Here is a 26,638-nt window from a genome sequence, read left to right on the forward strand (position 1 = left end):
GGCGGCGCGTCTGTGAGCCGGTTGTCCCATGTGCACACCTTCCGAATGCTCACCATGCTGTGATTTCTGTATTAGGCTCGGGTACGACGGTGCCGGCGGGGGTTTACCGGGAGCGGACGACTGGTCGTCCCAGGCCATACGCACACGTTAGGGAGCGGTTCAATCAAGAATCAACTTCAGCGCCAGAAATGATGATTTCTTGAGGCGCAAGTAAAGAAAACTTATGGCACCGGCCCTGAACGCTCGACATCACCCGAACGGCTGATGTCGGTGTAGTTACTGTCGGTAGTGGCCGGATGTTACCGGCGGTCGTCGTGCAGCAGCTTCTTCTGCACCTTACCCATCGCGTTGCGTGGCAGGTCGTCCACGATGCGCACTTCGCGTGGCCGCTTGTGGGCGGAGAGTTCGGTGGCCACGAAGTCGATCAGTGACTGTGGGGACACGCCCTCGGCCACCACGTACGCGACGACCCGTTGCCCGAGGTCGGCGTCGGGTGCGCCGATGACCGCCGCCTCGCGTACCGCCGGATGGGTCAGCAGCACGTTCTCCACCTCGCCGGCACCGATCCGGTAACCACCGCTCTTGATCAGATCGGTCGAGGCACGGCCGACGATACGGTGCCAGCCGACCCGGTCGATCGCCGCGACGTCGCCGGTGCGGAACCAGCCGTCCGGGGTGAAGTCGCCGCGCCCGGCGGCGCCGAGGTAGCCGTCGAACACCATCGGGCCGCGAACCTGCAGTTCGCCAATCGTTTCGCCGTCCGCCAGCAACTGCTCGCCACCCTCACCGGCCAGCCGGGTGTGTACACCGGCGAGCGGCGTACCGACCCAGCCGGGTCGCCGCTCGCCGTCGGCGCGGCTGCTGACCGTGATCAAGGTTTCGGTCATTCCGTACCGTTCGACCGGTGCCTGTCCGGTGAGCTCGGCGAGCGTGTGGAAGACCGAGGCGGGCAGGGCCGCCGAACCGGAGACGAGGAGCCGGGCGGCGCGTAACGCCCGTGCGGAGGGCCGGTCGGCGCAGATCCGGGACCAGATTGTCGGTACGCCGAAGTAGAGCGTGCCACCGGCGGCAGCGTACGCCTCAGGGGTGGGCCGGCCGGTGTGCACCAACCGGCAGCCGACGCGTAACGCGCCGATGACGCCGAGCACCAGACCGTGTACGTGGAACAGCGGCAGGCCGTGGACCAGGATGTCGTCCGGCGTCCACGCCCAGGCTTCGGCGAGGGCGTCGAGGTCGGCGGCGATGTTGGCGCTGGTGACCGGTACACCTTTCGGTGCGCCGGTGGTGCCGCTGGTGTAGAGGATCAGCGCGGGAGTGTCCGGCCCGGGCCCGTTGGGTGTCCGGCCGGTCGAGTGGCCCGGCTGATCGACTGGAGCGACGGTCAGACGCTGGCCGGGCCTGCCCCGGTCGGAGCCACCCCCGGCCGGCATCGTCGGGTCGGGGCCGAGCAGCAGTTGGGCCCCGGAGTCGCGCAGGATGTGGCCGCGTTCGACCGGGCCGGCGTCCGGCGGTACGGGGACCAGCGTGGTGCCGGCCAGCAGGCAACCGGTGAGCGCGACGACCGTGTCGAGGCTGGCGGTGGCGTCGACTGCGACGGTGTCGGCGTCGGCGACCTGCCCGGCGACGGCCGTCGCGGCTTCGAGTAGGTCGTCGCCGGACATCGACTGGTCGCCGACGGTGACCGCGGCCGGCCGGCCGGCCGGTTGCGTGAGGTTTAGCAACGCCATCTTCCCGACTCTCCTCCTGCCGGTGGGTGGACCGGCTCCGGTCCATTGTCGGGTCCGTGGCAGGGCTGCGCCGAACCGTCGCCGGGGCCGACCGCCCCGACGCGGTCCAGCGGCTGATCGACGCCGCCCCGCCCCGGCTGATCGATGTAGAGGTGACGACGGCCGACGGCGAGCCGGTGCTGGTCGGGCCGGCCTTCGGTTACGACCACCGGGTGACGACCGGGTCGGCGCAGTTGCTCGGTTGGAGCGTCGGTGAGATGGCGCTCGTCCCAGGTGAGTACCGGGTGACGCTGGCCGACGCCGAGCGGTACGCCGGTGACGGCGTGGCCGGGTTCGCCGTCGGTCCGCTGCCGCCGGAGCCGGACGGACGGGCCGCCGCCGCAGGTCTGGTCGGCCCGGCCGCCGGACTGCTGGTCTGCCTGGTCACCCTGATACTCCGGCAGCGGGCGACCAGCCGGGGGCCCGACCGTGACTGCGACCGTGAGCCGATGCCCGGGTGTGACCAGATCGGTAGGGGGTGACGCCGATGGATCCGGACAAGCCGTTGCAGTCGTTGAGTGAATCCGAGCCCAGCAGTGCCCGGTGGGGTGAGCGGGCTGGCGCCGAGCAGGAGACGTACCGGCGCGAACCGGAGTGCCAACGGCATGAACATGAACGGCGGCTGGAGGAGGGACAGCGGTCCAGCGGCCCGCGCCGGCTGGGTGCCGGCCCGGCCCGCTGCCTGCCGTCGGTGGTGACGCTGCTGATCCGGCTGCCGTCATGACGAGCGCCGTACTGAAGTTCGTCAACCGGGTACGCCTACCGCTGCGTGGGCTGCTCACCGCCGGATCGGCGGCCGGCGGTGGACTGCTGCTGGTGCTCGGGTCGGTGCTGCCTTGGGTGACGGTGGCCCTGTGACGTCGAGCATGACCTGCGGGTGCTGGCCCGCCGCGCCGAGCGGCTGGCCAGCGCGGCCTGGGCTTCGAGGCGATCGAGAAGCAGCAGCGACTGCTGCGTCGCGCCCGGCGCCGTCCGGGCTGGCAGGATTCGCGCGGCTGTCCTGTTCATGACAGCCTGGGGACCGGTTCGTCGAAGCGGGGGAGGCGGCAGGTGCGGCAGCAGGTTCACTTCGTCACCGTGGCCACCGCCGACCTGGCCGCCGCGCGGCACTTCTACCGAGACGGGCTGGGCTGGCGTCCGACGCTCGACGTACCCGGGGAGATCATCTTCTTTCAGATCGGGCCGGGCCTGATACTCGGCCTGTTCGACGCGGACGCCTTCGGCCGCGACATCGACCCGGCTGCGGCGGTGGTGACCCGGCCGGGCGGGTTCACGCTGGCGCACAACGTGCCGACGCCGGAGGACGTCGACCGGGTGCTCGCGGAGGCGCGGGCGGCCGGTGGGACGGTCCTCAACCCGGGCCAGCGGGCCGACTTCGGCGGCTACCACGGGCACTTCGCCGACCCGAACGGCACGGTCTGGGAGGTCGCCTGCAACCCGGGCTGGCGGGTCGAGTCGGATGGCACCGTCGTGCTCGGCCCGGTCGATCAGATCAACTAGCTAGGGCTCTTTTCTGACTGCTACCGGTCAGTTCTGAAACACGTCGTCGGATTCCTGTCACAAATGTTCGTCGCTGCCTCCGGAAACTCATATGGCTTGTATTTCGGATGTATATCGCGATGCTATGGGATAAATGAGACGTGAAATCTCTGATTCTCTGTGGCGCTCTCTGATCACATGATGTCGAAGCGTTTGGTGAAATTTGGATCCAGCGGTTCTGGTTTGCATCTACCCAGCTCAGGCGGCGGGTTCCGCGAGTGTCCGTGATCAGTCATTCTGCTTGCGTTGTGATCAATGGAAATTTGCCAATACGCTGCTAGCGCCCAGATGGGTACCAAGACAAGGGAGGGTCTCTTGAAATCCACACTGCGCTGGTCGGCGATGGCCGGCCTGGCACTCGCGCTGGTCGTCACCGGCGCGCCGGCGGCCCAGGCGGAGTCGTCGCCGTTCAAGTCGGACGGCAACACGAGCACCGTCGCCCGCACCCTCGACGGCCGGGCGATCACCAACGCGAAGATCGCCAAGGAGGTCACCGACTTCTGGACCGAGGAGCGGATGGCATCGGCGGTCGACCTGACCTTCGCGAGGTCGGCGAAGGGTGTCGAATCGACGATCGTCGACGCCAAGCCCGACGGGCCGGCGGGTGCGGTGGCGCCGGTCGCGCCGAGCCTCGGCAGCCGCGGTGACGTCGGACTGATGCTCAACGAGTCGCAGGCCGTCGGCAAGGTCTACTTCACCACCCCCACCGGTGGCACCGCCTCCTGCTCAGCCAGCACCGTCGCCAGCGGCAAGCGCCGGCTGGTGATGACCGCCGGGCACTGTGTCCACCAGGGCCCTGGCGGACAGTGGTACAGCAACTGGCAGTTCGTCCCGCGTTACCGCAACGGCGTGCGGCCGTACGGCACTTTCGTGGCGAACAGCCTGAACACCCGTACCGCGTGGATCACCAGCGGAAGCTTCGCCGAGGACATGGGCATCGCCATCATGAACAACGGTGGCATCTTCGGCGCCAAGGTCGTCGACACCGTCGGTGGCCACGGACTGCGCTGGAACTACAGCTACAGCGTCTATGTCACCGCTCTCGGATACCCGTCCAACCTGGGCGGCGGTGAGAGCCAGTACTACTGCCAGGGCACCACGTGGAACCCCGGCGGTCAGCAGATCCGGATGTACTGCAACATGACGTACGGTTCCAGCGGCGGACCCTGGCTGCAGGAATACAACGACTCGACCGGCTACGGGTACATCAACAGCGTGGTCAGCCACGGTGACAACCCGGGCAATGGTCAGTTCGACGGCCCGTACTTCGACAACGACATCAAGAGCCTGTACGACTTCGCCGAAGGCCTTTCGCCGGCCTGATCCGAACCGTCCACCTTATCCGTCCCGTCCAAAGGTAGCCTCGGCCGATCCGGCCGGGGCTACCCCCGCTGCCAGTCCGTCAGCGGCTGCCAATCCGCTGATTGGCAGCCGCTGATTGGCGTGGCCTGTCCTCCGCCGCGAACCAACGTCGTTGTCACCGGTACGGTCACCGGTGCTCAGCGGCTCGTTGTACGACCTCCTCGGTCGTCAACGGGCTGTGCGGGTGGTGGCTCAGGCACATCGGCGCCTGCAGCTTGACGAACCGCGCGCCCTCCACCGCTGCGTAGAACTGTCCGGTAGCCATCTTGCCGACGTCAGGGATGTCGGTACCCTTGGCCCGCGCGACGTCACGGGCCGCCTCGATCTGCACAGGTGCGGTCAACAGGCCGAAGAACTGGGTGGCAGCGTTGCCGGGGATCTGATTGTGCAGCGCCTTCGGGGCCTGGGTCGCGAAGACCAGACCGAGCCCGTACTTACGGGCCTGTGACGTCAACGCGAGGGTGCTCTGGGTGCAGGCGGTGACCGAGCCGGATGGTGCGAGGGTCTGGGCCTCATCCATCACGAACAGTCCGCCGAGTGGCCGGTCGCCGGCCGGATTTCGCTTGATCCAGGTGAACAGGGCGAGCTGTAACTGGTTGACAAAACTCTGCCGCTGGTGGTCGTGTGGCAGTCCGACGAAGCTGATCACCGAGACGCGGGCGTGTCGCCCCGGCGGCGGCGTGAGTAAGGTGCCCGGGTCGACGGGAGTGCCGTCACCGCCGAGCAGCGGATCCTCGATCAACGCTGCCTTCAGTAGCTGCGCCATGCCTGCTGCCAGCTTCGGCGCGCTGTCGAGCTGGCTGACCCCGTCCGGTAGATCGTTCAACAGCTCGGTGAACGCCTGCAGGTCGCTGCCACCGTTCTGGACGTACCCGGTCAGCGCCTCACGCAGCACGGCCCGCCCCAGCCTCGCCTTGTCGGTGCCGCCGTCGACCCGGGCATGTGGCGCGAGCGTGGCGACGGCTGAGTCGACGGCGGCGCGGAACCCGTCGGGGTCGTCGAGCACGTCACCGAAGTTCGGCAACGGTTGAAAACTCAGCGGGCGGCCAGCACGACGCCCAGGCGTCCAGACGGCCACGTCGGTGCCGGCCAGGTAAGCGGCAGCCCGATCAGGATCCTCCGGACCCCAGCCGGTCGGCGGCTCCGGCCAGGCATCGCCGAGTCGGGCGAGGTCGTTGTTCGGGTCCAGCACGATCGCGGACACGCCACGCAGCGCGCACTCCTCGACAAGCCGGCGGATCAGCACCGTCTTGCCGGATCCCGAGCCAGCGAATATCACCGTGTGCCGACGCAGTGACTCCAAGCCCATCCGGACCGGTTCCGCCCGGCCGGCGACGGACCCGATCGTCAACTGGGGCGGGTCGATCCCGGCCGGCACCGCCAGCTTCTCGGCGGGCCCCCCTCGACCAGCGGACGAGTTCCCGCTAGCCGCCGGCCGCACCGATACGGAGGCCCGGCCGACCGCCCGCACCGGCGGGCCGACCGGTTGCATGGCCGGATCGGGCTCGGTTGGTGCCGTCGTGTCGTGACTGTCAGCATGGCTGTACCTGCCGGCGTCGGCACCGCCATCGAGCGCGTCGCGTAGGAAGGCGACGGTGGAGGCCGGCTGCCGGGTGGCGAACCATGGCCGCAGCCGTTCCAACCCGTACTGCTGAATCAGCCGTTCCAGGGCGGCAAGGCGCCTGATGTCCGCGGTGGGGAAGGGAAGCGTCCGCCCGCCGGCTCTGGTGAACGCGTCGAGCAGTTCCCGGGTACGTGCACCGGCCGACCAGTCCGCGCTGCGGAGCAGGAAGAGTCGCCGCTTGGTGACCCCCTCGGTCAACCCGGCGGTGGTCATGGCGTTGCGGATCCGGTTGAGCGCCGCAATGTGGTGCGGGGCGCAGACGGCCCGGAACGACCAGTGCTCTTCGTCCTCGGTCTCCTCGTCGAGCATCCGCCGTAACCGGGCGTGCAGAGCCGGCTTGCCGCTGAACGGCAGCGGGTCGAGGCTGAACTCAGCGGCCGATCCGCCCTGGGCGGCGATCCACGCGGTCAACCCGGCCTGTAGCAGCGCCGGCACGCTCAGGTCCTCGCTGGACGGCTGCACCGCGCTTGCGGTCTCGGCTGACTCGATCAACTCGGCGTAGCTGATGTCGATCTTGACGAACTGGTCGGACTCGGCCGGCACCGGCTGCGCGGCGCCCTGCACCTCGGACTTGTCGGACCGATCGGGTGTGGAAACGGCATCGGACCTCGTGGCCGGGCCGTCGTTTCCGGACTGCGCGAGCAGCAGGTGGGCGAGCTCGCGCACCTGCCCGTCGGCCAGGCAGGAGCGCACCTGGGTGTCGATCCGACGGAGCAGTTCGCGCGGCGTGAACTGGATTACCTCAGCGAAGGCGGACGGGTGAATCGGCCACGTCGGGTACGGCGGGGTGAAGCCCAGCTCGTCGAAGACCAGGCCGAACCGCTTCTCCACCAGCTCTCGGCCGATCTCCGGCGACGGAATCTTCTTGAGCCGTACCGCTTCGCGGAACCGATCCTGCACGGTGTCGGTGGCCTGTTCCTTGATGTTCTGCCAGGTGTGCGGCAGGCAGGAGACGATTGACAGCGAGCGACGCATTGTTTCCCGTAGCGACATCAACCCGGTCGCCACCTGCTCCAGGAGCAGCGAAGCCTGCCAGTCGACCTCACCACGGGTCTCGAGGCTGGTCGACTTCACTGACTGCGCGACAAGCAGGTCTATCTGGTCGACTGCGACGACTGTCGGGCCAACCATCGCCAGCAGCCGGGACGTGTCGCGAACCACTTCCTGGGGAGCCCGCCGGTGGCGTCGCATACCCCAGTCGGTCCGAGCGCCGACTTCCTCCTCGTCGTTCGAGCAGAGGAAGTCATGGCCGACATCCTGCGCGGTGCCGATGTCCGAGGCGAACAGAACCAGCGCCCGTGCCGTGTCCTGGCATTCAGTGCCGATGTGGCGGTCGGTCTTACGGATCTGATCAACAAAGGCATCAAGGGCATGCCGGGTGAGTTCACCATCGCCGGTGATGGCCCGGCGGACGGCTCTCGGCGCCTTGATCTTGTCTGCCAGCCGGAGAAGGAAGCTGCGCACCTGGGTCGTACCGTCGGGCAGCGGCCGAGCGAAACCATCTATCATCGACAGCGCCGCGCTGCGCCAGAAGGCGCTAGCCTCCAGCAGGCTTACCAGGAAAAAGAAGCCTCCGGCTCCCTGTACGCGGTGGCGCACCTCGCCGAGCAGGTGCGTCTTACCGGTGCCGCGTTGCCCGAGGATCGCCAGTCCCACCGGGCTGGAGTCGATCGTGTGGTGGGCTTCGGCAAAGCTCTCCATCACCAGCTGGACGATTTCGTGGTGCAGCCCGTCGACGTGAAACGGGGCTGGCTTCCAGACGTCGTCCGGGGTGGGTGCCCAGTTGAACCGGAGCGCGGCGAGGGCGCGCCGTTCCTGCTCCGTCATCATGACGAGATGGCAATGAGGTGCTTGTCCTGGTTGCCGATGCTCACTGCTGCTGCACGGTTTTGTGGCGTGAGTGACTTCTGGTTGGATTCCGGGATCAGGTCAACGTCGGGGTCCTGGTTGAGCTTGATCAGCGCGGCGTCGAGATCGTCGCGAGACAGATCGGCGAGCGCGGCCCGCAGCGCGGCCAGCATGACGTAGTCGCCGGGCTTGTCGATCAGCTCGTGGTACGCCCGCCGGATCCGCGTGGCCGCGTCGACCTGGCTCGCTTCGCTGCCGTTGGCCGGCGTCGCGACCGGCTCTGCCGGGTCAGTGGTGGAAGCGATTTCGTTGGGCTTGAACTGCATCCGGAACAGGTCGTCGGCTGGCACGCCCGAGTGGTCGATCAGCCGACGAACGAAGTCGAGCACCGTGTAGAGCGTCGCACCGGCGGTGCCGGCACCCTTCGGTGGCTCGTCCTTGCTCAACTCCGCCTTGGCCGCCCGCCACCCGCTGTCGGTCAGGTGCAGGGTGATCGGCTTCTCCGTCACCTCGATCAGCCCGAGGGATTTCAGGGCGCGGCGATGGGTCGCTTTGAACCCGGTGACGCCCGCGACGTTGATCAGGTAGCTCTGCTGCAGTGGAGCGGCCTTGACCATCAGGTTGATGAGTACGCACCGCTCGACGAGGGTGAGTTCCTTCTCCGACATGCGGTGCTCCTCAAGGGGCGTGAGCGGTCGCATCGACATGGCGATGATCAATAGCTCGGGGTGGCCGGGAAGATGGGTGCTGGGCCGGGGGGGGGCGGCTGGGCACTGGCCGATTCTGCCGATACCGCCGGATCGGCGCAAGGTCCGTCCGTGCGGCGCAGATAGCTGACACTCCGCGATGAGTTGATCTTCAATGTCGCAGGGCAGGAGGTCACCTGAAACACCTGTTCGCAGGGGTCGGAAAGTGATCATGAATAGAACCGTTGCCAAATCTCGTCGGTGAGAGGCAGCATGGCTGGTCGGTGCAACCCGGGTGGCGGTCCGCAAAGCGCGGGCTGCGGTCTTATGCCCGTTTCTGGCGGGCAGCGGAGGTGTGCGGTGCAGTCCGAAGTGGTCCGCTACCAGGTCGACGACAAGACGGTAGCGATGGTCGAGATTGATCCGCCGGTTGGTTTTCAGCCGGCCGGGGTCGGCGACGTCGTTGGCTGGGTACGGGAGTCCGCCGCACCTGCCATCGCCGCCGCCAGCGTGTTGTTGGACCAGGTGAAGGCGGTCTCCCCGGACGCCGTCGAGGTGAAGTTCGGCATCAAGGCGACCGGCACGACCAACTGGGTGGTCGCCAAGGCGGCGGCTGAAGGAAACTTCGAAGTCACCCTCGGCTGGTATCCGGGTGGGCCGCCGGACGCCGGCACCACGATGCGGCGCTGACCGGGACGGAGCGGCTGGTGACCGCAGGACCCGACGACTGCTCCTGGCTGGTCGCCCTGCACCGTGGGCAGCACCAGGACACCCCCGTCGGTACCGGCGTCGTTGTGGAGAGCAACCTGGTGCTGACCTGCCACCATGTCGCGTTCGGCAACGACGGGCAGCTGTACGACGACCTCTGGATCTCATTTCCACTGGCCGAGAAGGTCACCTGGTTCGACCGCCGCCGGATCGGCGGATGCCCGCACGACGGAATGCGGGGCGCCAAGGTCGACCTGGTCATGCTTGAACTCGTGGAGCGGGTGCCGGCCTCGGTGACCCCGGCCCGACTTCGTTGTCTGCCCCCCAAGCCGCTGGCGGGAAGTACCTACTGGACGTACGGGTTCCCGACGCACGTGGTCGGCGGCTGCCATGCCGAAGGTAGTGTCGGCCAGCCCGGTGGGTGGGGCCGCGTCATGATCCACACCTCGCCGGCCACCCAGCTGAGCAAAGGGTTCAGCGGCGGTGCGGTCTGGTCATCCGAGTACCAGGCGGTGGTCGGCGTCGTTGTCACCGCTGACGCTCAGGGCGGCGGCCAAGCCGTGACCCTGCACTACGCCGACCAGCAACTACCGGACATGAAGCTGGCGACCCTGTCCGCCTGGCGGGCCGCCGACGCGGACGACGCCGCCCTCGCCGCCTGGGGATGGGCCCTGGCCACCGACGGCGAGGCTGGCCGACACTGGCTGCCCAGGGCACGCGGGGTCGCGGTCGACACCGAGGGCGGCGCGCGGTTCCGCGGCCGGGCCGCCGCCCTGCGCCGCATCGTTGACTGGATCGACAGCGCCGAACCGGTCCGCCGGCCGCTGATCGTCACCGGGTCGCCGGGGGTCGGCAAGTCAGCCGTACTCGGGCGGATCGTCACCACCGCCGACCAGCAGATCAGCGGGGAGCTGGCCGACACCGACGTGGCCGTCCGAGCTCCGGTCGGTGCGGTCTCCTGCGCGGTTCATGTCAAGGGCAAGACCGCCCTCGAAGTCGCCGCCGAGATCGCCCGTGCCGTCGCCGTCGAGCTGCCCGGCGTACCGGCTGATCTGATGCCTGCCGTGCGTGACCAGCTGAACCACCGGCGGACCCGGTTCACCCTGATCCTAGATGCGCTCGACGAGGCGACCGACCCGGCGCAGGCGCGCATGGTGATCGACGACATCCTGATGCCCCTGGCCCGTGACTGTGGCCCTCGGGGCCTGCGGATCGTGATCGGCACCCGGCGCTCTGACGATCACGGTGACCTGATCAGCCGCTTCGGCGGTAACGCGGAACTCGTCGACCTGGACGCGCCCGAGTACTTCGCCGAATCCGACCTGGCCGACTACGCTCAGGCGACGCTGCAACTGATCGGTGCCGAACGACCAGGCAACCCGTACGCCGATCCGACCGTCGCCGCGCCGCTCGCCCGCCGCATCGCCGCGCTCGCCAAGGGAAACTTCCTGGTCGCTGGCCTGGTCGCCCGCGCTCACGCACTGCGCGACAACACCGCGATCGACCCGGACGAGGTGTCGTTCACCGCTACCGTGGCGCACGCCCTGGACACCTACCTGGCCGGGCTGCCGACCGCCGGTCGGACATCGGCCCGGCTGGCGTTGACCGCCCTGGCGTACGCCGAGACGCCGGGACTGCCGCTGCCGTTGTGGCAGTCCGCGATCGAAGCCCTCGGCGGAGCGGTCACCGAGCCGGAACTCGCGGACTTCGCGCGTACCTCGGCGGCGAACTTCCTCGTCGAAACGGGCGGCGGCGCTCAGCCCGCGTACCGGCTGTTCCACCAGGCGCTCAACGACGCGCTGCTGGCCGATCGCGACGCGCAGGCCTCGCGGTGCGACGACCACGCCCGGCTGCTGGCGAACTGGACCACCATCGCGCGAGCTACCGGATGGGCCACAGCGTTCGACTACCTGCTGCGGTCGCTGCCGCAGCACGCGGCCGGCGCCGGCGCAGTCGACGAGCTGCTCACCGACGACGACTATCTGCTGCACGCCCACCTGGACCGGTTGCTCACGGTGGCGGACGCGGCCGAGGCGCCGCTCGCCGTCACCCGTGCCCGGCTCCTGCAACGGACCCCGCTGGCGGTGGCAGCCGCACCGGCTGAGCGGGCGGCGTTGTTCTCCGTCGTCGACCGGCTCGACGGCCTGGACAACGGGATCACGGCGGCGGCCGCCCCGTACCGGGCAGGCTGGGCGCACACCCCGCCTCGGCAGGAACGCAGCATCCTTGACGGACACTCCGAGGCCGTCTACGACGTCGCGGCGATCGTCATCGACGGGCGTCGGCTGCTCGCCTCGGCCGGCGACGACGGCACGGTGCGACTCTGGGATCCGCTGACCAACCAGGCCGAGCAGACGTTCACCGGCCACGACGACACGATCCACGGTGTCTGCGCGGTGCGCCTCGCCACCGGTGAGGTGCTGCTCGCCACGGCCAGCCACGACGGCACCATCGGCCTGTGGGACCCGCGTTCCGGGCACCGCCGGCACGAGCTGCGTGGCCACGGCGACTGGGTACGCAACATCTGCGCGATCCCAATGCCCGACGGTGACCTGCTCGCCTCCGCCGGTGACGACCGGACGGTGCGGTTGTGGGATCCGGGCACGGGCAGACCGGGCCATGTGCTGAGCGGGCACACCGGCTGGGTGACGGCGGTGACCCACGTTCCTGTCGGGGACCGACAGTTGCTCGCCTCCACCGGCTACGACGGCACGGTGCGGCTGTGGGACCCAGCGACCGGTGGGGAGCCGACCGGAGTCCTCACCGGTCACCTCGGCTGGGTCAACACTTTGTACGCGGTGCGTACCCCCGGCCGTACCCTGCTCGCCTCGGCGGGCTATGACGGCACGGTGCGAATCTGGGATCCCGTGGCCGGGGCGTGCGTCCAGGTCCTGCGAACCGGAGGTCCGCTGACCGATCTGTGCACAGTCGATACCAGTGACGGCTGTCTGCTGGTCTCGACCGGTGAGGACGGACTGATCCGGATGTGGGAGGTGCCGACCGGCGCCCCGCAGCAGACCTGGATCCCCCGACCGAGCTTGCGCGGGCATGCCAGCTGGATCCGGGCGGTCTGCGAGCTGCCGACGGCGAACAACCGGATGCTCGCCACCGCCGGCGACGACGGCACCGTGCGACTGTGGGACCCGGGCGGTGGACCGCCGGGAGCGGTCGCCGAGCACGACCGGATCGGGGCGGTGACCGCGGTGTGCCCGGTGCCGGGCGCCGAGGGCCGGCTGGTCGCATCCGCCGGACTGGACGGGCAGGTACGGATCTGGGACGCGGTCACCGGTGCCCAACTGCGCGAGTTCCGGGCGTCGGACGGCCCGGTCAATGCGCTGTGTGTCGTACCCGACGAGGAGGAGCCGCGCATCCTGACCGCTGGCGATGATCGAGCCGTCAAGCTGTGGGACGCGCGGGACGGGACACTGCAGGGGGAGATGAACGGCCACTACGAGCGCGTCGCCGCCGTCTGCCCGGTGCGGCACGACGCGGAGCTGTTGGTGGCCTCTGCCGGTGACGACCAGACTGTCCGGCTGTGGCGTCCGTACTCGGGCGACGTGCGCCAGGTGTTACTCGGGCACGTGACCCTGGCCTGGGTGACGACGCTGGCCACGGTCGCCGGGCCGGCCGGCGAGCTGCTCGCCTCCGCGGACAAGAGCGGCACCGTCATGCTCTGGGACACCGACGGCACGCAGCTCTGGTCGCAGCAGGGGCATCAGGACGCGGTGAACGCACTCTGCGGGCTCGTGGTCGCCGGCCGTCCGGCGCTGGCATCGGCCAGCGCGGACCACACGATCCGGTTGTGGGACGCCGAGCTGGGTCAGCCGATCCACTGGCTGACCGGGCACACTGGGCCGGTGACCGGGCTTAGCCTGGTCCGGGTGGGTGGGCGTGACCTGCTCGCCTCGACCAGCCACGACCGCACCGTCCGGGTCTGGGACCCACCGACCGCTCGCGCGGTACGCACGATTCCCGTGCTCCATCCAGCGCTGGCCTGCTGCACCGTCGACGACACGCTACTGATCGGGCTGGACCAGGGCCTGCTGGCGCTCACGATCACGAGTTGAGTGCATCGAGGAGCCCGAGCCGTTGCAGCTCTGCGGCGATCGCATCGACCTCGTGCAGGGTGCCGTCGGCGACCGCGAGCATGAATTCCTCAGCGCGGTCGACGTCGACGTCCGGGATCGGCGTCCCGGTGTTGAGGTTGATGAAGACCAGCGCGGCGGCCCACGCCAGGCGTTTGTTGCCGTCGACGAGTGCGTGGTTGCCGCAGATCGAGTGCAGCAGACTGGCTGCCTTTCCTGCGAGGTCGGGGTAGGCCTCCTGCCCGAAGACGATCGTGGTCGGTCGGGCGGCGGCGGAGGCGAGCAGCCCGTAGTCGCGGACCTTGACTGGCGTGCCGAAGACGATCGAGCCGATCTCCAGCAGGTCTTCGACGTCGAGGTGGACGGTCACTGGGCCAGTCGGTCGAGCAGTTCGCGGTGGCGCTCGGCCACGTCTGCGGCCAACCCACGCACCTTGGAGCGCTTGCTGTGCCTCGCGACGTACTCCTCGATCGCGACGACGATGGTGGCGTTGGCCGACCGGTGCTCGGTCTCAGCGATCTGCTTGAGCCGCGCGTGCAGATCGTCCGGCAGGTTGACTGTGGTAATCATAGGAAAATCATACGACTTACAAGTGACACTGGCCCTGCGGCGGACCGGTGACCTGGAGTGGATCAACCGGGTGGCGTTGCCGAGTCGGATGATCGGGTCGGAAATGCACCAGATGGCGGGACTTACCGTGCGTACCCGGGCGGTGATTGAATCGACGGACTGTCAGTGGTGCCGGGCCGGGGAGCAGCGGTGGACGTCTTCGATGTACGCGACAAGCTCATCGAGGACTACAAGGAGTTCACGTCCAGTTTCGTCGACCCCCGCGACCCGAAGATCGCCGAACACCTCGCGGAGTTGACCGCCCTGGGCTACCAGTGGCCGGCACCGTTCCTGTCGCTCAATCCCAACTTCGCCTCCGGCGGCAGGGTCGACGAGCTGGTGCAGCAGGGCCTGCTGCACCCCGACAACGAGCGGATCTTCCGGATCAAGCGCCAGCCGGACGACCCGGGGGCGCGGCCGCTGCGGCTGCACCAGCACCAGCGGGAAGCGATCGAGATCGCCCGGGACCGGCACAGCTACGTGCTGACCACTGGCACCGGTTCCGGCAAGAGCCTGTCGTACATCGTGCCGATCGTCGACCGGGTGCTGCGGGCCAAGGCCGACGGCACCTACCGGCCCGGGGTGAAGGCGATCATCGTCTATCCAATGAACGCGCTGGCCAACAGCCAGCTCAACGAGCTGACGAAGTTCCTCAGCTGGGGCCTGCCGGGCGGGGCCCCGCCGGTGCGGTTCGCCCGCTACACCGGGCAGGAGAACACCGAGGAGCGGCGGCGGATCCTCGCCGACCCGCCGGACATCCTGCTCACCAACTACGTGATGCTGGAACTGGTGCTGACCCGGCACGCCGAACGTGGGCCGCTGACCCGGGCCGCCCGTGGCCTGTGGTTCCTGGTCCTCGACGAGCTGCACACCTATCGCGGCCGGCAGGGCGCCGACGTGGCGTTCCTGGTCCGCCGGGCCCGGGACGCCTTCGCCGCGCCGCAGGTGCAGTGTGTCGGCACCTCGGCGACGATGGCCTCCGACACCACCGGCACCGACCAGCGGATCAAGGTGGCCGAGGTGGCGAGCCGACTGTTCGGCACCACCGTCGACCCCGGCCACGTGATCGTCGAGACGCTGGAGCGGGCCACCGGAGCGCCGGCCGGTGGCGCACCGGCCACCGGGGTGCCGGCGGGTGCCGGCGCGGACCCCGCCGGTCTTCGCGGCCGGGTCCTGCGGTGGGCCGCCGTCGAGCCGCCACGGCCGGACGTCGACGGGTTACGTACCGATCCGTTGGCGGCGTGGGTCGAGGGCGCGTTCGGGGTGGAGCCCGACCCGGCAACCGGCCGGCCGGTGCGGCTGCGCCGGCCCCGGACGGTCCCGCAGGCCGCGGATCTGCTCGCCGGGCTGACCGGGGTGCCGGGCCGGGAGTGCGCCACCGCGATCGAGGCGGTGCTGGCCGCCGGTGCGGGGCTCGACGACCCGGGGACCGGGCGGCCGTTCTTCGCGTTCCGGCTGCACCAGTTCCTGTCCAAGGGCGACAACGTCTACACCACGATCGAGCCGCCGTCGGTGCGGCATGTGACCAGCCGCTACCAGGCGCTCTCCCCGACCAGCACGGTCGACCAGGCGAAGGCGCTGGTGCCGTTGGCCTTCTGCCGCGAATGCGGCCAGGACTATCTGATCGTCCGGCGCGCCGACCACGGCTTCGAGGCGGGCAGCGAGGTGGAGTCGGCCACCGGTGACGCCGGCTACCTTTACATCAGCGACGACCAGCCGTGGCCGGCGGATCTCGACACGGTGCTCAGCGACGCCCGGCTGCCGTACTCGTGGACGCTGTTGGCCGACGACGGCCGCACCATCGTGGCCCCGACGAAGGAACGCCACCTGCCGGAGCTGGTGTATCTCGACCCGATGGGCACCGAGCAGGCACCGGGGCAGGGGGTGCCGGCGGCCTGGATCTCGTCGCCGTTCCGGTTCTGTCTGCGCTGCCAGGTGTCCTACGAACGCCAGCGCGGCAAGGATTTCGCCCAGCTGGCGAAGCTGTCCGTCGAGGGCCGCAGTTCGGCGTTGTCGGTGGTCGGGGCGAGCGTGGTACGCGCGTTGCGGGCCGCCCCGCAGTTGCCGGCGGAGGCCCGCAAGCTGCTCGCCTTCGTCGACAACCGGCAGGACGCCTCGCTGCAGGCCGGCCACTTCAACGACTTCGTCCAGGTGGTGCAGCTGCGCGGCGCGCTTTACCGGGCGGTGGCGGCAACTCCGGACGGGCTGACCCACGAACGGGTGGCGCAGCGGGTCACCGAGGCGCTGCGCCTGGAGCTGGGGCAGTTCGCCCGGACACCGGAGGTGCGGTACGGCAAGGACGAGATCTGGCGGGCGCTGCGCGAGGTGGTCAACTACCGGCTCTACCTCGATCTGGAACGCGGCTGGCGGGTCACCATGCCGAATCTGGAGCAGACCGGCCTGCTGCGGATCGGCTACCGCTATCTCGACGAGGTCGCCGTCGACGAGGAGATCTGGTCACGCAGCCACCATCTGCTGCGCGACGACAAACCGGAACGCCGCCACGACGTGGCCTCGACACTGCTGGACGAGCTGCGCCGCAACCTGGCGATCGACGTACGGTGCCTGACCGAGAGCGGCTTCAACGAGATCGACCAGCTGTCCCGCCAGCAGCTGGCCGAGCCGTGGAAGCTGGGTGAACGGGAGCGGGCGGTCGTCGCCGGGGTCGCCTTCCCGAAGCCGAGTGGCAAGGGTGAGCGGCGCAAACTGCTGCACCTGCACCTGTCCGGCCGGGGCGCGTTCGGCAAGTACCTGATCCGCCAGTACGGCAAGGACGGCTGCACGGTCGCCGACGCGCAGGACATGATCCGCGACCTGCTGGCGGTGCTGGCCGAGGCCACGTTGGTCATCGAGGTGCCGCCGGACGGCGACGACCTGGTCAGCGGCTACCGGCTGAAGTCGGACGCGCTGATCTGGCAGGCCGGGGACGGCACGGTGGGCGCGGAGGACCGGGTCCGCAAGGTGCTCTCCGGTGAGGCCGGTGCCCGGGTCAACACCTTCTTCCGGGACCTGTACCGGGACACTTCGCATCTGCTGGCCGGGTTGCAGGCGAAGGAACACACCGCCCAGGTGGAGGCGGCGGACCGGCAGAAGCGGGAGAAGCAGTTCCAGGAAGCGGCGCTGCCGCTGCTGTTCTGCTCGCCGACGATGGAGCTGGGCGTCGACATCAAGGACCTCAACGCGGTGGCGATGCGTAACGTGCCGCCGACGCCGGCCAACTACGCCCAGCGGGCCGGGCGGGCCGGCCGGTCCGGGCAGCCGGCGCTGGTGGTCACCTACTGCTCGACGGGCAACGCGCACGACCAGTTCTATTTTCGACGCCCGCAGCTGATGGTCGGCGGTGCGGTGCAGGCGCCCCGGCTCGATCTGGCCAACGAGGATCTGGTGCGGTCACACGTGCAGGCGATCTGGCTGGCCGAGACCGGTGCCGAGCTGCCCAGTTCGCTGGTGCGGCTGTTGGAGACCGGTGGGGAGGCCCCGGCGCTGCGGATCCGGCCGGAGTTCGTCCGCAAGCTGCGCGACGACGATGCCCGTAAGCGGACGCTGGCCCGCGCGGAAGCGGTCCTGGCCGGCGATGTCGGCGGGGCGTTCGGTGGGACCCCAGGCGGGGCGCTTGCCGGGGCACCCTGGTGGCGGGACCGCTGGGTCGCCGACACGGTGGAGCAGGCGTACGACGAGTTCGACGCGGCGTTGGGCCGCTGGCGGCAGCTCTACCAGGCGGCGCTGCGCGAGTACGAGGTGCAGAACCGTCGGGCGGTGGACACCAATGTGACCGGCAAGGCACGTGAGGAGGCGAGCCGGCGGGCCAACGACGCCCGGGTGCAGCTGAACCTGTTGGCCAACGAGGACTCCGACGAGCCGCAGACCGACTTCTACACGTTCCGCTACCTGGCGTCGGAGGGCTTCCTGCCCGGCTATTCGTTCCCCCGGCTGCCGCTGGCCGCGTACGTGCCGGGGCTGGCCGGTGGGCGCAAGGGCGACTACATCCACCGACCCCGGTTCATCGGAATCAGCGAGTTCGGCCCGGGTGCGTTGATCTACCACGAGGGCGCCCGCTACCTGGTGCGCGGCGTGCAGCTGCATCAGGTGGCGTCGAACGCCGACGGGGTGTTGACCTCGTCGGCGCGGCGGTGCGCCGAGTGCGGGCATCTGCACGACGACGAGGTCGGCTGGGACGTGTGTGTGAACTGCGGGCAGGGGCTGGGTGCGACGGACACCAATCTGCTGCGCCTGTACACGGTCCGTACGCAGCGGCGGGAGCGGATCTCGTCGGATGAGGAGGAGCGGCGTCGGTCGCTGTTCGAGATCGAGACGTCGTACCGCTTCCATGAGCACGGTCGGCGGCCGGGCCGGTTGACGGCGACGGTGACCACCGCCGACGGCAGCCCGCTGGCTGAGCTGGTCTACGGCGACGCGGCGACGGTGCGGCGGGCCAATCTGGGGTTGCGCCGCCGCAAGGAGGCCAGCGTCCGGGGCTTCTTCCTGGATCCGGCGACCGGTGACTGGCTGTCCGAGCGTAAGGCGACGGAGAAGAACCGGGCCGACGACGAGGAGCTGACCTCGGATGAGGCGGCGATCACGGGGATCGACAAGGTGGCCGCGCCGGAGCGGGTAATTCCGTACGTGCAGGACCGGCGCAACATTCTGGTGCTGCGGTTGGCCGAGCGGGTGTCCGACGACATGGCGGTGACCCTGCTGTACGCGGTGGAACGCGGCATCGAGGCGCATTTCCAGCTGGAGGATTCGGAGCTGACCGGTGAGCTGCTGCCGGATCCGGATGACCGTGGCCGGATGTTGTTCATCGAGAGCGCCGAGGGCGGGGCGGGGGTGCTGCGTCGGCTGGTCGAGGAGCCGTACGCGGTCGCGCGGGTGGCGGCGAAGGCGTTGGAGATCGCGCACTTCGACCCGGCCGGTGTCGATGTGGACCAGCCGGACGCCGGGGCCGACCACTGTGTCCAGGGCTGCTACGACTGTCTGTTGTCGTACTCGAATCAGGGGTTTCACCGGCGGATCAACCGGCACCTGGTGGCGCAGCTGTTGGTGTCGTTCGCGTCGGCGGCGGCGACGGCTGAGCGACCGGCGACCGACCAGCCGGCGACCGACCAGCCGGCGACCGACCAGCCGGCGACCGGCCGGACGCCGGGCGGCGACTGCCCACCAGTGGGCAGCGACGGGCCGGCTGGTGCCGGTAGCGTCGGCGGGTCGGTTGCCGAGTTCGTGGCCTGGCTGGCGCGCGAGTCGTACCGGGGGCCGGATCCGGTGGCGGAACCGGTCGCCGGGGCCAGCCCGGATCTGACCTACCGGCAGCAGCGGGCGGTGGTTTTCGTCGACGAGCCGGGCGCGCAGCCGGGTGCCGGGCGGGACGTGGACGCCGAGGAGAGTGTGATCGACGCCGGCTGGACCCCGATCCGGGTGACCGCCGGTGACTGGCAGGGCGTGGTGGATCGGTATCCCGGTGTGTTCGGGCGGCGGCAGGGAGGCAGTGCGTGACGGTGGCGGCGCAGCGGTTCGAGCCGGGGACGTTGGTCACGGCGCGGGGCCGGGAGTGGGTGGTGCTGCCCGAGTCGGAGCCGGAGGTGCTGGTGCTGCGTCCGCTCGGCGGGGCGGACGACGAACGCGCGGCGGTGCTGCCGGAGGTGGAGGAGGTCCGGTCGGCGACGTTCGCGTACCCGGATCCGACCGATGCCGGCAACGCCAGCCGGGCCGGCCTGCTGCGGACGGCGCTGCGGATCGGGTTCCGCTCCTCCGGCGGGCCGTTCCGGTCGTTGGGCGCGGTGGCGGTGGAGCCCCGGCCGTACCAGCTGGTGCCGCTGCTGATGGCGTTGCGTCAGGATCCGGTGCGGATGTTGATCGCCGATGACGTCGGCATCGGCAAGACCGTCGAAAGTGGGTTGATCGCGGCCGAGCTGCTGGCCCAGGGTGACGCGGACGGGCTGGCGGTGCTGTGCAGCCCGGCGTTGGCCGAGCAGTGGCAGCGGGAGTTGGCGGCCAAGTTCGGCATCGCCGCCGAGCTGGTGCTGCCGGGCACCGTACGCCGGTTGCAGGCGTCGCTGGTCGGCTCGACCGATTCGGTGTTCGACCGCTACCGGCACGTGGTGGTTTCCACCGATTTCATCAAGCGGGCGGAGCTGCGCGAGCAGTTCGTCCGCAGCTGCCCCAACCTGGTGATCGTCGACGAGGCGCACGGCTGTGTGCCGGACGACGACCGGCGGGCCGGCAAGTTCCGGATGTTGCGCTACGAGTTGGTACGCCGGTTGGCCGCCGACCCGGCCCGGCAGTTGATCCTGGTGACGGCGACGCCGCACAGCGGCAAGGACACCGGGTTCCGCAACCTGCTGGGGCTGCTGGATCCGGAGCTGGCCACGGTGGATCTCCACCAGGTGACGGGTCGGGAGCGGCTGGCCCGGCATTTCGTGCAGCGTCGCCGCGCCGACATCCGGGGTTTCCTGGAGGACACCCCGTTCCCGGAGGACCGGCACACCGCCGAGCGCGCCTACCGGCTGTCCGGCGAGTACCGCGACCTGTTCGACGACGTGGTGGCGTACGCCCGGCAGGTGGTGCGGGATCCGCTCGGCGGGCAGGTGCGCCAGCGGGTGCGCTACTGGTCGGCGTTGGCGCTGCTGCGGGCGTTGGCGTCGTCGCCGGCCGCTGCGGCGGCGACGCTGCGGACCCGGGCGGCGAACGCCGACGCCGACAGCGCCGAGGACGCGGACAACCTGGGCCGGGCGGCGGTGCTGGACCTGCCCGACGACGAGACCCAGGAGTCGGCGGACGCGACCCCGGGCGCGGACCCAGGAGCAGAAAGTGGCGGCGGCAGCGCCGAGCAGCGCCGGCTGCGGGAGTTCGCCCGGCGCGCCGAGGCGCTGGCCGGAGCCGGCGACGCCAAACTGACCTTGCTGGTCAAGGAGGTCAAGACGCTGCTCGGCGACGGCTTCAACCCGGTGGTGTTCTGCCGCTACATCGACACCGCCGAGTATGTCGCGCAGCGGCTGGAGGCGGCGTTGGGCCGTAACTTCGCGGTCGGCTGCGTCACCGGGGCGCTGCCACCGGAGGAGCGGGCCGCCCGGATCGCCGAGTTGACCGCCGACACCAGCCGCCGCCCGGTGCTGGTCGCCACCGACTGCCTGTCCGAGGGGGTCAACCTGCAGGAACGGTTCCAGGCGGTGGTGCACTACGACCTGGCATGGAATCCGACCCGGCACGAGCAGCGGGAAGGCCGGGTCGACCGGTTCGGCCAGGTCGCCCCGACGGTACGCGCGGTGATGATCTACGGCGCGGACAACCGGATCGACGAGATCGTGTTGAAGGTGCTGCTGCGCAAGCACAACCGGATCCGCGAAACGTTGGGCATTTCGGTGCCGGTGCCGGACGCCAGCGACGACGTGTTGCAGACGATCGCCCACGAGCTGCTGGTGGCGCCGGAGCAGCCGGAGCAGTTGACCATCGACGCGCTGGCCGCCGGCCCGCGTGAGGAGCTGCACCGGCAGTGGGACTCGGCGGCCGAGCGGGAGAAGGAGTCGCGCACCAAGTACGCCCAGCGGGCGATCAAACCGGCCGAGGTGGCCGACGAGTTGGCCGAGATCCGGGCCAGTCTGGGCACTCCGGCCGAGGTGGCCGAGTTCGCGGCGACCGCGCTGGCCGCGTTCGGCGCCGATGTGGTCGAGCGGCCGTACGGGTTCGACGCCGACCTGGCCGGGCTGCCCGGCCAGGTCACCGACGCCTTCCCGTCCCGGCCGACGAAGGCGGGGCAGGGCAAGGCCGGGGTGTTGCAGCTGCGCCGTGAGCTGCCGACGCCGCCGGGCGCGGCGCATCTGGACCGGACCGACCCGTACGTGTCGGCGCTGGCCCGGCAGGTGCTGGAGTCGGCGCTGAATCCGTCGCTGCCGGCGGACAAGCTGTCGGCGGAGAAGCGGCCGGCGCGGCGGGCCGGGGTGATGCGTACGGCTGCGGTGTCGAAACGCACGACGCTGCTGCTGGTGCGGTTCCGGCTGCATCTGACGTTGCCGGCCGGCGCGGCGGCGGGCGGTGAGCCGCGTCCGATGGTCGCCGAGGAGGCGCGGGTGCTGGCGTTCCGGGGTGCCCCGCGGGCGGCCGAGTGGCTGACCGAGGAGGAGACGGCGGCGCTGCTGTCGGCGACCCCGACCGGCAACGTGCTGCCGGACACGGCGACACCGCTGCTGACCCGGGTCGTCGGCCAGCTCGACGCGGTCACCGACCATCTGTCGGCCACCGCCGACGAGCTCGCCGACCGGCTGCGGGCCGCGCATCTGCGGGTCCGGGAGGCGGTCGGGCAGCGGGTCCGCCGGCAGGTCACGGTGACCGCGCAGAAACCGGCCGACGTGCTCGGCGTCTACCTCTACCTCCCCGAAGGGCAGCAGTGATGAGCGGCGCGGGCATCTATCCGGCGGTACGGGTCGACGGCGGTCTGCTGCCCGGTGGTCTGCTGCAGCGCATCGGCCACGGCGACCGGGAGCTGCCGGGGATGGATCCGGCCGCGTACGGCCTGCAGTCGGGTGAGTCGGTGCGCCGCTACGCCAACCGGTCGTTCGCCTACCTGCAGGAGGTGTGGCGGGACTTCAGCCGGCAGCGGGAGCGGGCCGGCGACGGCGCACCGGCCCGGCTGACCCGGGAACGCTGGCTGCTGGTGCTGCTGCGGGAGCTGGGTTTCGACCCGTTGACGCCGGTGACCGGTGGGATCGCCGTCGACGAGTTGACGTTCCCGGTGTCGCACCGGTGGGACGCCGTACCGGTGCATCTGCTCGGCTGGGGGGTGGACCTGGACCGGCGGACGGCGCGGGTGCGCGGCGCGGCCGGCGCCGCCCCGCATTCGATGGTGCAGCAGCTGCTGAACCGCAGCGACCGGCACCTGTGGGCGGTGCTGTCCAACGGGCAGAAGCTGCGGCTGCTGCGGGATTCGACGACGCTGGTCGGCTCGGCGTCGATCGAGTTCGACCTGGAAGCGATCTTCGACGGGGAGCTGTTCGCCGATTTCGTGCTGCTGTACCGGCTGGCGCACGCGTCCCGGATGCGTCCGGCCGATCCGGCGGCCGGGCCGGCGTCGTGTGTGCTGGAGCAGTGGCGGGCGGCCGGTGCCAAGCAGGGCGAACGCGCGTTGGAGCAGCTGCGCGACGGGGTGGAACGGGCGCTGGAGATCCTCGGCACCGGGCTGCTGACCCATCCGGAGAACGCCGCGCTGCGCGGCCAGGTCGCCGACGCGACGCTGCGCCTGGAGGACGTGAAACGCTCCCTGCTGCGGGTGATCTACCGGCTGCTGTTCTGGTTCGTCGCCGAGGACCGCGATTCGCTGCTGGATCCGCGGGCGGACGCGGCGACCCGGCGACGCTACGCGACGTTCTTCTCGGCGGCCCGGCTGCGGGACCTGGCGGTGCGGCGGCGGCATTCCCGCCACGGCGACCTGTGGGAGGCGGTCCGCCTGGTCTTCGACTCGCTGGGCCGGGAGGCGGGCCAGCCCCGGCTGGGTCTGCCGGGCATCGGCGGGCTGTTCGAGCCGGGTCCGCTGGACCGGCCGTTGGCGGCGGCGAAGCTGTCGAACCGGCATCTGTTGGAGGCGGTGGAGGCGCTGGCGGTGCTGCCGCAGCGGCGCGGCGGCGGCCGGCAGCGGGTCGACTTCCGGCACCTGGGCGCGGAGGAGCTGGGCAGCGTCTACGAGTCGCTGCTGGAGCTGCGGCCCCGCTGGGACGCGTCAGCGTGGCGGTTCGGCACGGAACGGCTGGCCGGCAACGAACGCAAGACCACCGGCTCCTACTACACCCCGTCTTCGCTGGTGGAGTCGCTGCTGGAGTCGGCGCTGGATCCGCTGATCGACGAGGCGTGCGACCGGCCGACCCCGCCGGAGCGGGTGGCGGCGCTGCTGGAGTTGACGGTCTGCGACCCGGCGTGTGGGTCGGGGCATTTCCTGATCGCGGCGGCCCGGCGGATCGCGAAGCGGGTCGCCGCGGAGGAGACCGACGAGTTGGAGCCGACGCCGCTGGCGGTCCGCTCGGCGCTGCGCCGGGTGATCGGCCGCTGCATCTACGGCGTCGACGTCAACGAGATGGCCGCCGAGTTGGCGAAGGTGTCGCTGTGGCTGGAGGCGATGGAGCCGGGCCGACCGTTGGGCTACCTGGACGCCAACATCCGGGTCGGCAACTCGCTGCTCGGGGTGACGCCCCGGCTGCTGGCCGACGGCATCCCGGACGCGGCGTTCACCGCGTTGACCGGCGACGACAAGAAGGTCGCCACCGCGTTGAAGAAGCAGAACGCGGAGGAGGCCGGCGGCCAGACGGAGCTGTTGTGGAGCGGCGGCGTCCAGGTCGGCAACGCCACGCTCGCCGAGGAGGCCGCCCAGCTCACCCGGGTCGAGCCGGGGTCGCTGGCCGACGTGCACGTGCAGGCGAAACGGGCGCAGGTCCTGGAGCAGGAGCGCCGTCACGCCCGGCTGGTCGCGGACGCCTGGTGCGCCGCGTTCGTGCAGGCCAAAACCCCAGATTCCCGGGGTACGGCGATCACGCAGGCGGTGTTGGAGCGGCTCGGCAAGGGTGAGGCGTCGCTGGACCTGGCCGCGGTCGAGGAGCAGGTGGAGCGGCTGCACCGGCAGTTCCGCTTCTTCCACTGGCACATCGAGTTCCCGCACATCTTCCGGGTGCCCGACCACGGCCCGGTCAACGACGCCACCGGCTGGCAGGGCGGCTTCTCCTGCGTCCTCGGCAACCCGCCGTGGGAAAAAATCGAGTTCAAGGAGCAAGAGTTTTTCGCGGCTCCGGCGCCACACATCGCGAACGCGGCCCACGCCTCAGCGCGGAAGAAGGCGATCGCCGCACTGGAGCACGCCGAAGAGTTCTCGTATCAGTCGCTGTACCGGGACTACCTGACCGCTGTCCGCGAAGTCGAGGCGATCAGCCACATGATCCGCAGCTCCGGACGTTATCCACTGACCGGCCAGGGCCGGCTCAACACCTATGCGATGTTCGCGGAGTCATCTCGCATCATCCTTGCACCTGCCGGCCAGCTCGGCATGATCGTCCCGACCGGGATCGCTACCGATGCGACCACGCAGGACTTCTTCAAGGACCTGGTACGTCGTCGGAGTCTGGTGTCGTTGTTCGACTTCGACAACGAAGAGAAGCTTTTCCCCGCCGTCACCAACCGCGCCAGCTACGCGCTGCTCTCGATATCGGGTCGTGATCGAAGGATCGATCACTCATCGCTGGTGTTCGGTGTCCGCCAGGTGCACCAGATTGCCGAGCGGGCGTACTCGTTGACACCGGAGGAGATCAGCCTCCTGAACCCAAATACAGGAACGTGTCCGGTCTTCAATAGCCGACGAGATGCAGATATCACGTTGGGGATTTACCGGCGAGTGCCGATCCTTTGGCAAGATGACAAAGTGGACGGAAACCCGTGGAAAGTCTCGTTTAGCCAAGGTCTGTTCAACATGGCTACCGACTCCGGACTGTTCCGGAAGAGAGATGTGTTGGAGTCAGACGGATGGATGCTGGAAGGTAACCACTTCGTCCGAGGCTCGGAGCGGATGGTGCCGTTGTACGAGGCGAAGATGACGCATCTGTACGACCATCGGTTCGGCACATACGAGGATGCGACTGAAGCTCAGCTGAACAAGGGTACACTGCCGCGATTTGCCGATGCCGATCACGATGATCCGGTGCGGTTGCCGCTGCCGCGTTATTGGGTGCCGAAGGCGGAGGTGGATGGTCGTCTGTTCAGTCGATGGCCGCATGACTGGTTGCTCGGCTGGCGTGACATCGTCCGCAGCACCGACGAGCGCACTCTAATTTCCACAGCTATTCCCCGAGTTGCCGCTGGAGACAAGTTCCTTCTGGCAATGCCGGAGAATGGTGCGGCGATCCTGCAGGCCAACATGAGCTCAATGATAACCGATTATGTTGTGCGTCAGAAATTTGGCGGGAGTTCCCTCAAGTACTATGTGATGAAGCAGATCCCATTGCTGCCTCCCGGTGAGTATGCGAGTCAGACTCCTTGGGATGATAGCGTTACTCTCGCAATGTGGATCCGCAGGAGAGTGCTCGAATTGGTTTATGTTGCTTACGATATGGCCGAATTTGCCCGTGATCTCGGCTATGAAGGTTCCCCGTTCCGGTGGATTCCGGCTCGGCGGGAGCTGATTCGAGCTGAGTTGGATGCTTGCTACTTCCACCTGTACGGGGTGGATCGGGACGACGTCGACTACATCATGGAGACCTTCAAGGTCGTCCGAGAGAAGGATGAGAGGGCACACGGCGAGTTCCGCACCAAGCGTCTGATCCTGGAGCGCTACGACGCGATGGCCGATGCCATCCGCACCGGTACGCCGTACCAAACCCCGCTCGACCCCCCACCTGGCCAAGGCCCGCGCCACCAGAGCGCAGGTTACTGAGATCGGATCGGTCACCA

The 26,638-nt window shown here is 69.5% G+C and carries 15 protein-coding genes; 10 read left to right on the forward strand and 5 right to left on the reverse strand.

Going from position 1 to position 26,638, the window contains the following annotated elements:
• Positions 1 to 299: 299 nt before the first annotated feature.
• On the reverse strand, positions 300 to 1,727 hold the full coding sequence (locus tag ACFHWU_RS03280; protein ID WP_416589768.1) for an acyl-CoA synthetase: 1,428 nt from the start codon (positions 1,725 to 1,727) through the stop codon (positions 300 to 302).
• 56 nt (positions 1,728 to 1,783) lie between these two features.
• On the opposite strand from ACFHWU_RS03280, the gene ACFHWU_RS03285 reads away from it, so the two are divergent.
• The 5 genes from ACFHWU_RS03285 to ACFHWU_RS03305 all read left to right on the forward strand — a co-directional run bounded on the left by ACFHWU_RS03285 (position 1,784) and on the right by ACFHWU_RS03305 (position 4,628).
• Positions 1,784 to 2,248, forward strand: coding sequence for a hypothetical protein (locus ACFHWU_RS03285; RefSeq protein WP_416589769.1), 465 nt, complete (start codon positions 1,784 to 1,786; stop codon positions 2,246 to 2,248).
• A 5-nt stretch (positions 2,249 to 2,253) separates the two neighbouring features.
• On the forward strand, positions 2,254 to 2,490 hold the full coding sequence (locus tag ACFHWU_RS03290; protein ID WP_416550907.1) for a hypothetical protein: 237 nt from the start codon (positions 2,254 to 2,256) through the stop codon (positions 2,488 to 2,490).
• Positions 2,487 to 2,624, forward strand: coding sequence for a hypothetical protein (locus ACFHWU_RS03295; RefSeq protein WP_416550908.1), 138 nt, complete (start codon positions 2,487 to 2,489; stop codon positions 2,622 to 2,624). The genes ACFHWU_RS03290 and ACFHWU_RS03295 overlap by 4 nt, the downstream gene beginning before the upstream one ends.
• A gap of 192 nt (positions 2,625 to 2,816) precedes the next feature.
• Positions 2,817 to 3,266, forward strand: coding sequence for a VOC family protein (locus tag ACFHWU_RS03300; RefSeq protein WP_416550909.1), 450 nt, complete (start codon positions 2,817 to 2,819; stop codon positions 3,264 to 3,266).
• Positions 3,267 to 3,593: 327 nt separating this feature from the next.
• Complete coding sequence (locus ACFHWU_RS03305) at positions 3,594 to 4,628, forward strand: trypsin-like serine peptidase (protein WP_416550910.1); 1,035 nt, start codon at positions 3,594 to 3,596, stop codon at positions 4,626 to 4,628.
• A gap of 166 nt (positions 4,629 to 4,794) precedes the next feature.
• On the opposite strand, the gene ACFHWU_RS03310 is transcribed toward ACFHWU_RS03305, so the two are convergent.
• Positions 4,795 to 8,121 (reverse strand): ATP-binding protein, encoded by a 3,327-nt coding sequence (locus ACFHWU_RS03310; RefSeq protein ID WP_416568052.1) that lies wholly within the window; start codon positions 8,119 to 8,121, stop codon positions 4,795 to 4,797.
• A complete protein-coding gene (locus tag ACFHWU_RS03315; RefSeq protein WP_416589770.1) occupies positions 8,118 to 9,059 on the reverse strand; it encodes a hypothetical protein in 942 nt (313 codons plus the stop codon). Before ACFHWU_RS03315 ends, ACFHWU_RS03310 begins: the two co-directional genes overlap by 4 nt.
• Before the next feature lie 126 nt (positions 9,060 to 9,185).
• Here ACFHWU_RS03315 and ACFHWU_RS03320 point away from each other — a divergent pair, with 126 nt between their 5' ends.
• Complete coding sequence (locus ACFHWU_RS03320; protein ID WP_416550913.1) at positions 9,186 to 9,515, forward strand: CU044_2847 family protein; 330 nt, start codon at positions 9,186 to 9,188, stop codon at positions 9,513 to 9,515.
• A 17-nt stretch (positions 9,516 to 9,532) separates the two neighbouring features.
• A complete protein-coding gene (locus tag ACFHWU_RS03325) occupies positions 9,533 to 13,600 on the forward strand; it encodes a trypsin-like peptidase domain-containing protein (protein WP_416589771.1) in 4,068 nt (1,355 codons plus the stop codon).
• Here ACFHWU_RS03325 and ACFHWU_RS03330 read toward each other — a convergent pair.
• The gene (locus ACFHWU_RS03330; protein ID WP_416550915.1) at positions 13,590 to 13,988 is read right to left on the reverse strand and encodes a type II toxin-antitoxin system death-on-curing family toxin; all 399 of its coding nucleotides are present in this window, start codon (positions 13,986 to 13,988) and stop codon (positions 13,590 to 13,592) included. The two genes, ACFHWU_RS03325 and ACFHWU_RS03330, sit on opposite strands and share 11 nt — an antisense overlap.
• The gene (locus ACFHWU_RS03335) at positions 13,985 to 14,188 is read right to left on the reverse strand and encodes a CopG family ribbon-helix-helix protein (RefSeq protein WP_416550916.1); all 204 of its coding nucleotides are present in this window, start codon (positions 14,186 to 14,188) and stop codon (positions 13,985 to 13,987) included. Before ACFHWU_RS03335 ends, ACFHWU_RS03330 begins: the two co-directional genes overlap by 4 nt.
• A 189-nt stretch (positions 14,189 to 14,377) precedes the next feature.
• On the opposite strand from ACFHWU_RS03335, the gene ACFHWU_RS03340 reads away from it, so the two are divergent.
• The 3 genes from ACFHWU_RS03340 to ACFHWU_RS03350 are packed head-to-tail and all read left to right on the forward strand — an operon-like array spanning position 14,378 to position 26,621.
• The gene (locus ACFHWU_RS03340) at positions 14,378 to 19,717 is read left to right on the forward strand and encodes a DEAD/DEAH box helicase (protein WP_416589772.1); all 5,340 of its coding nucleotides are present in this window, start codon (positions 14,378 to 14,380) and stop codon (positions 19,715 to 19,717) included.
• The gene (locus ACFHWU_RS03345; protein WP_416589773.1) at positions 19,714 to 22,608 is read left to right on the forward strand and encodes a helicase-related protein; all 2,895 of its coding nucleotides are present in this window, start codon (positions 19,714 to 19,716) and stop codon (positions 22,606 to 22,608) included. The genes ACFHWU_RS03340 and ACFHWU_RS03345 overlap by 4 nt, the downstream gene beginning before the upstream one ends.
• Complete coding sequence (locus ACFHWU_RS03350; protein ID WP_416589774.1) at positions 22,608 to 26,621, forward strand: Eco57I restriction-modification methylase domain-containing protein; 4,014 nt, start codon at positions 22,608 to 22,610, stop codon at positions 26,619 to 26,621. Before ACFHWU_RS03345 ends, ACFHWU_RS03350 begins: the two co-directional genes overlap by 1 nt.
• The last annotated feature ends 17 nt before the right edge of the window (positions 26,622 to 26,638 follow it).

The sequence above is a fragment of the Micromonospora sp. LOL_015 genome (assembly GCF_048060275.1).
Taxonomy (GTDB): Bacteria; Actinomycetota; Actinomycetes; order Mycobacteriales; family Micromonosporaceae; genus Micromonospora_E.

Excerpts from the sequence above, each read along its gene's own strand:
- ACFHWU_RS03310 (WP_416568052.1), bottom strand. The coding sequence starts at position 8,121 with ATGATGACGGAGCAGGAACGGCGCGCCCTCGCCGCGCTCCGGTTCAAC.
- ACFHWU_RS03335 (WP_416550916.1), bottom strand. The coding sequence starts at position 14,188 with ATGATTACCACAGTCAACCTGCCGGACGATCTGCACGCGCGGCTCAAG.
- ACFHWU_RS03305 (WP_416550910.1), top strand. The coding sequence starts at position 3,594 with ATGGGTACCAAGACAAGGGAGGGTCTCTTGAAATCCACACTGCGCTGG.
- ACFHWU_RS03295 (WP_416550908.1), top strand. The coding sequence starts at position 2,487 with ATGACGAGCGCCGTACTGAAGTTCGTCAACCGGGTACGCCTACCGCTG.
- ACFHWU_RS03280 (WP_416589768.1), bottom strand. The coding sequence starts at position 1,727 with ATGGCGTTGCTAAACCTCACGCAACCGGCCGGCCGGCCGGCCGCGGTC.
- ACFHWU_RS03315 (WP_416589770.1), bottom strand. The coding sequence starts at position 9,059 with ATGATCACTTTCCGACCCCTGCGAACAGGTGTTTCAGGTGACCTCCTG.
- ACFHWU_RS03290 (WP_416550907.1), top strand. The coding sequence starts at position 2,254 with ATGGATCCGGACAAGCCGTTGCAGTCGTTGAGTGAATCCGAGCCCAGC.
- ACFHWU_RS03350 (WP_416589774.1), top strand. The coding sequence starts at position 22,608 with ATGAGCGGCGCGGGCATCTATCCGGCGGTACGGGTCGACGGCGGTCTG.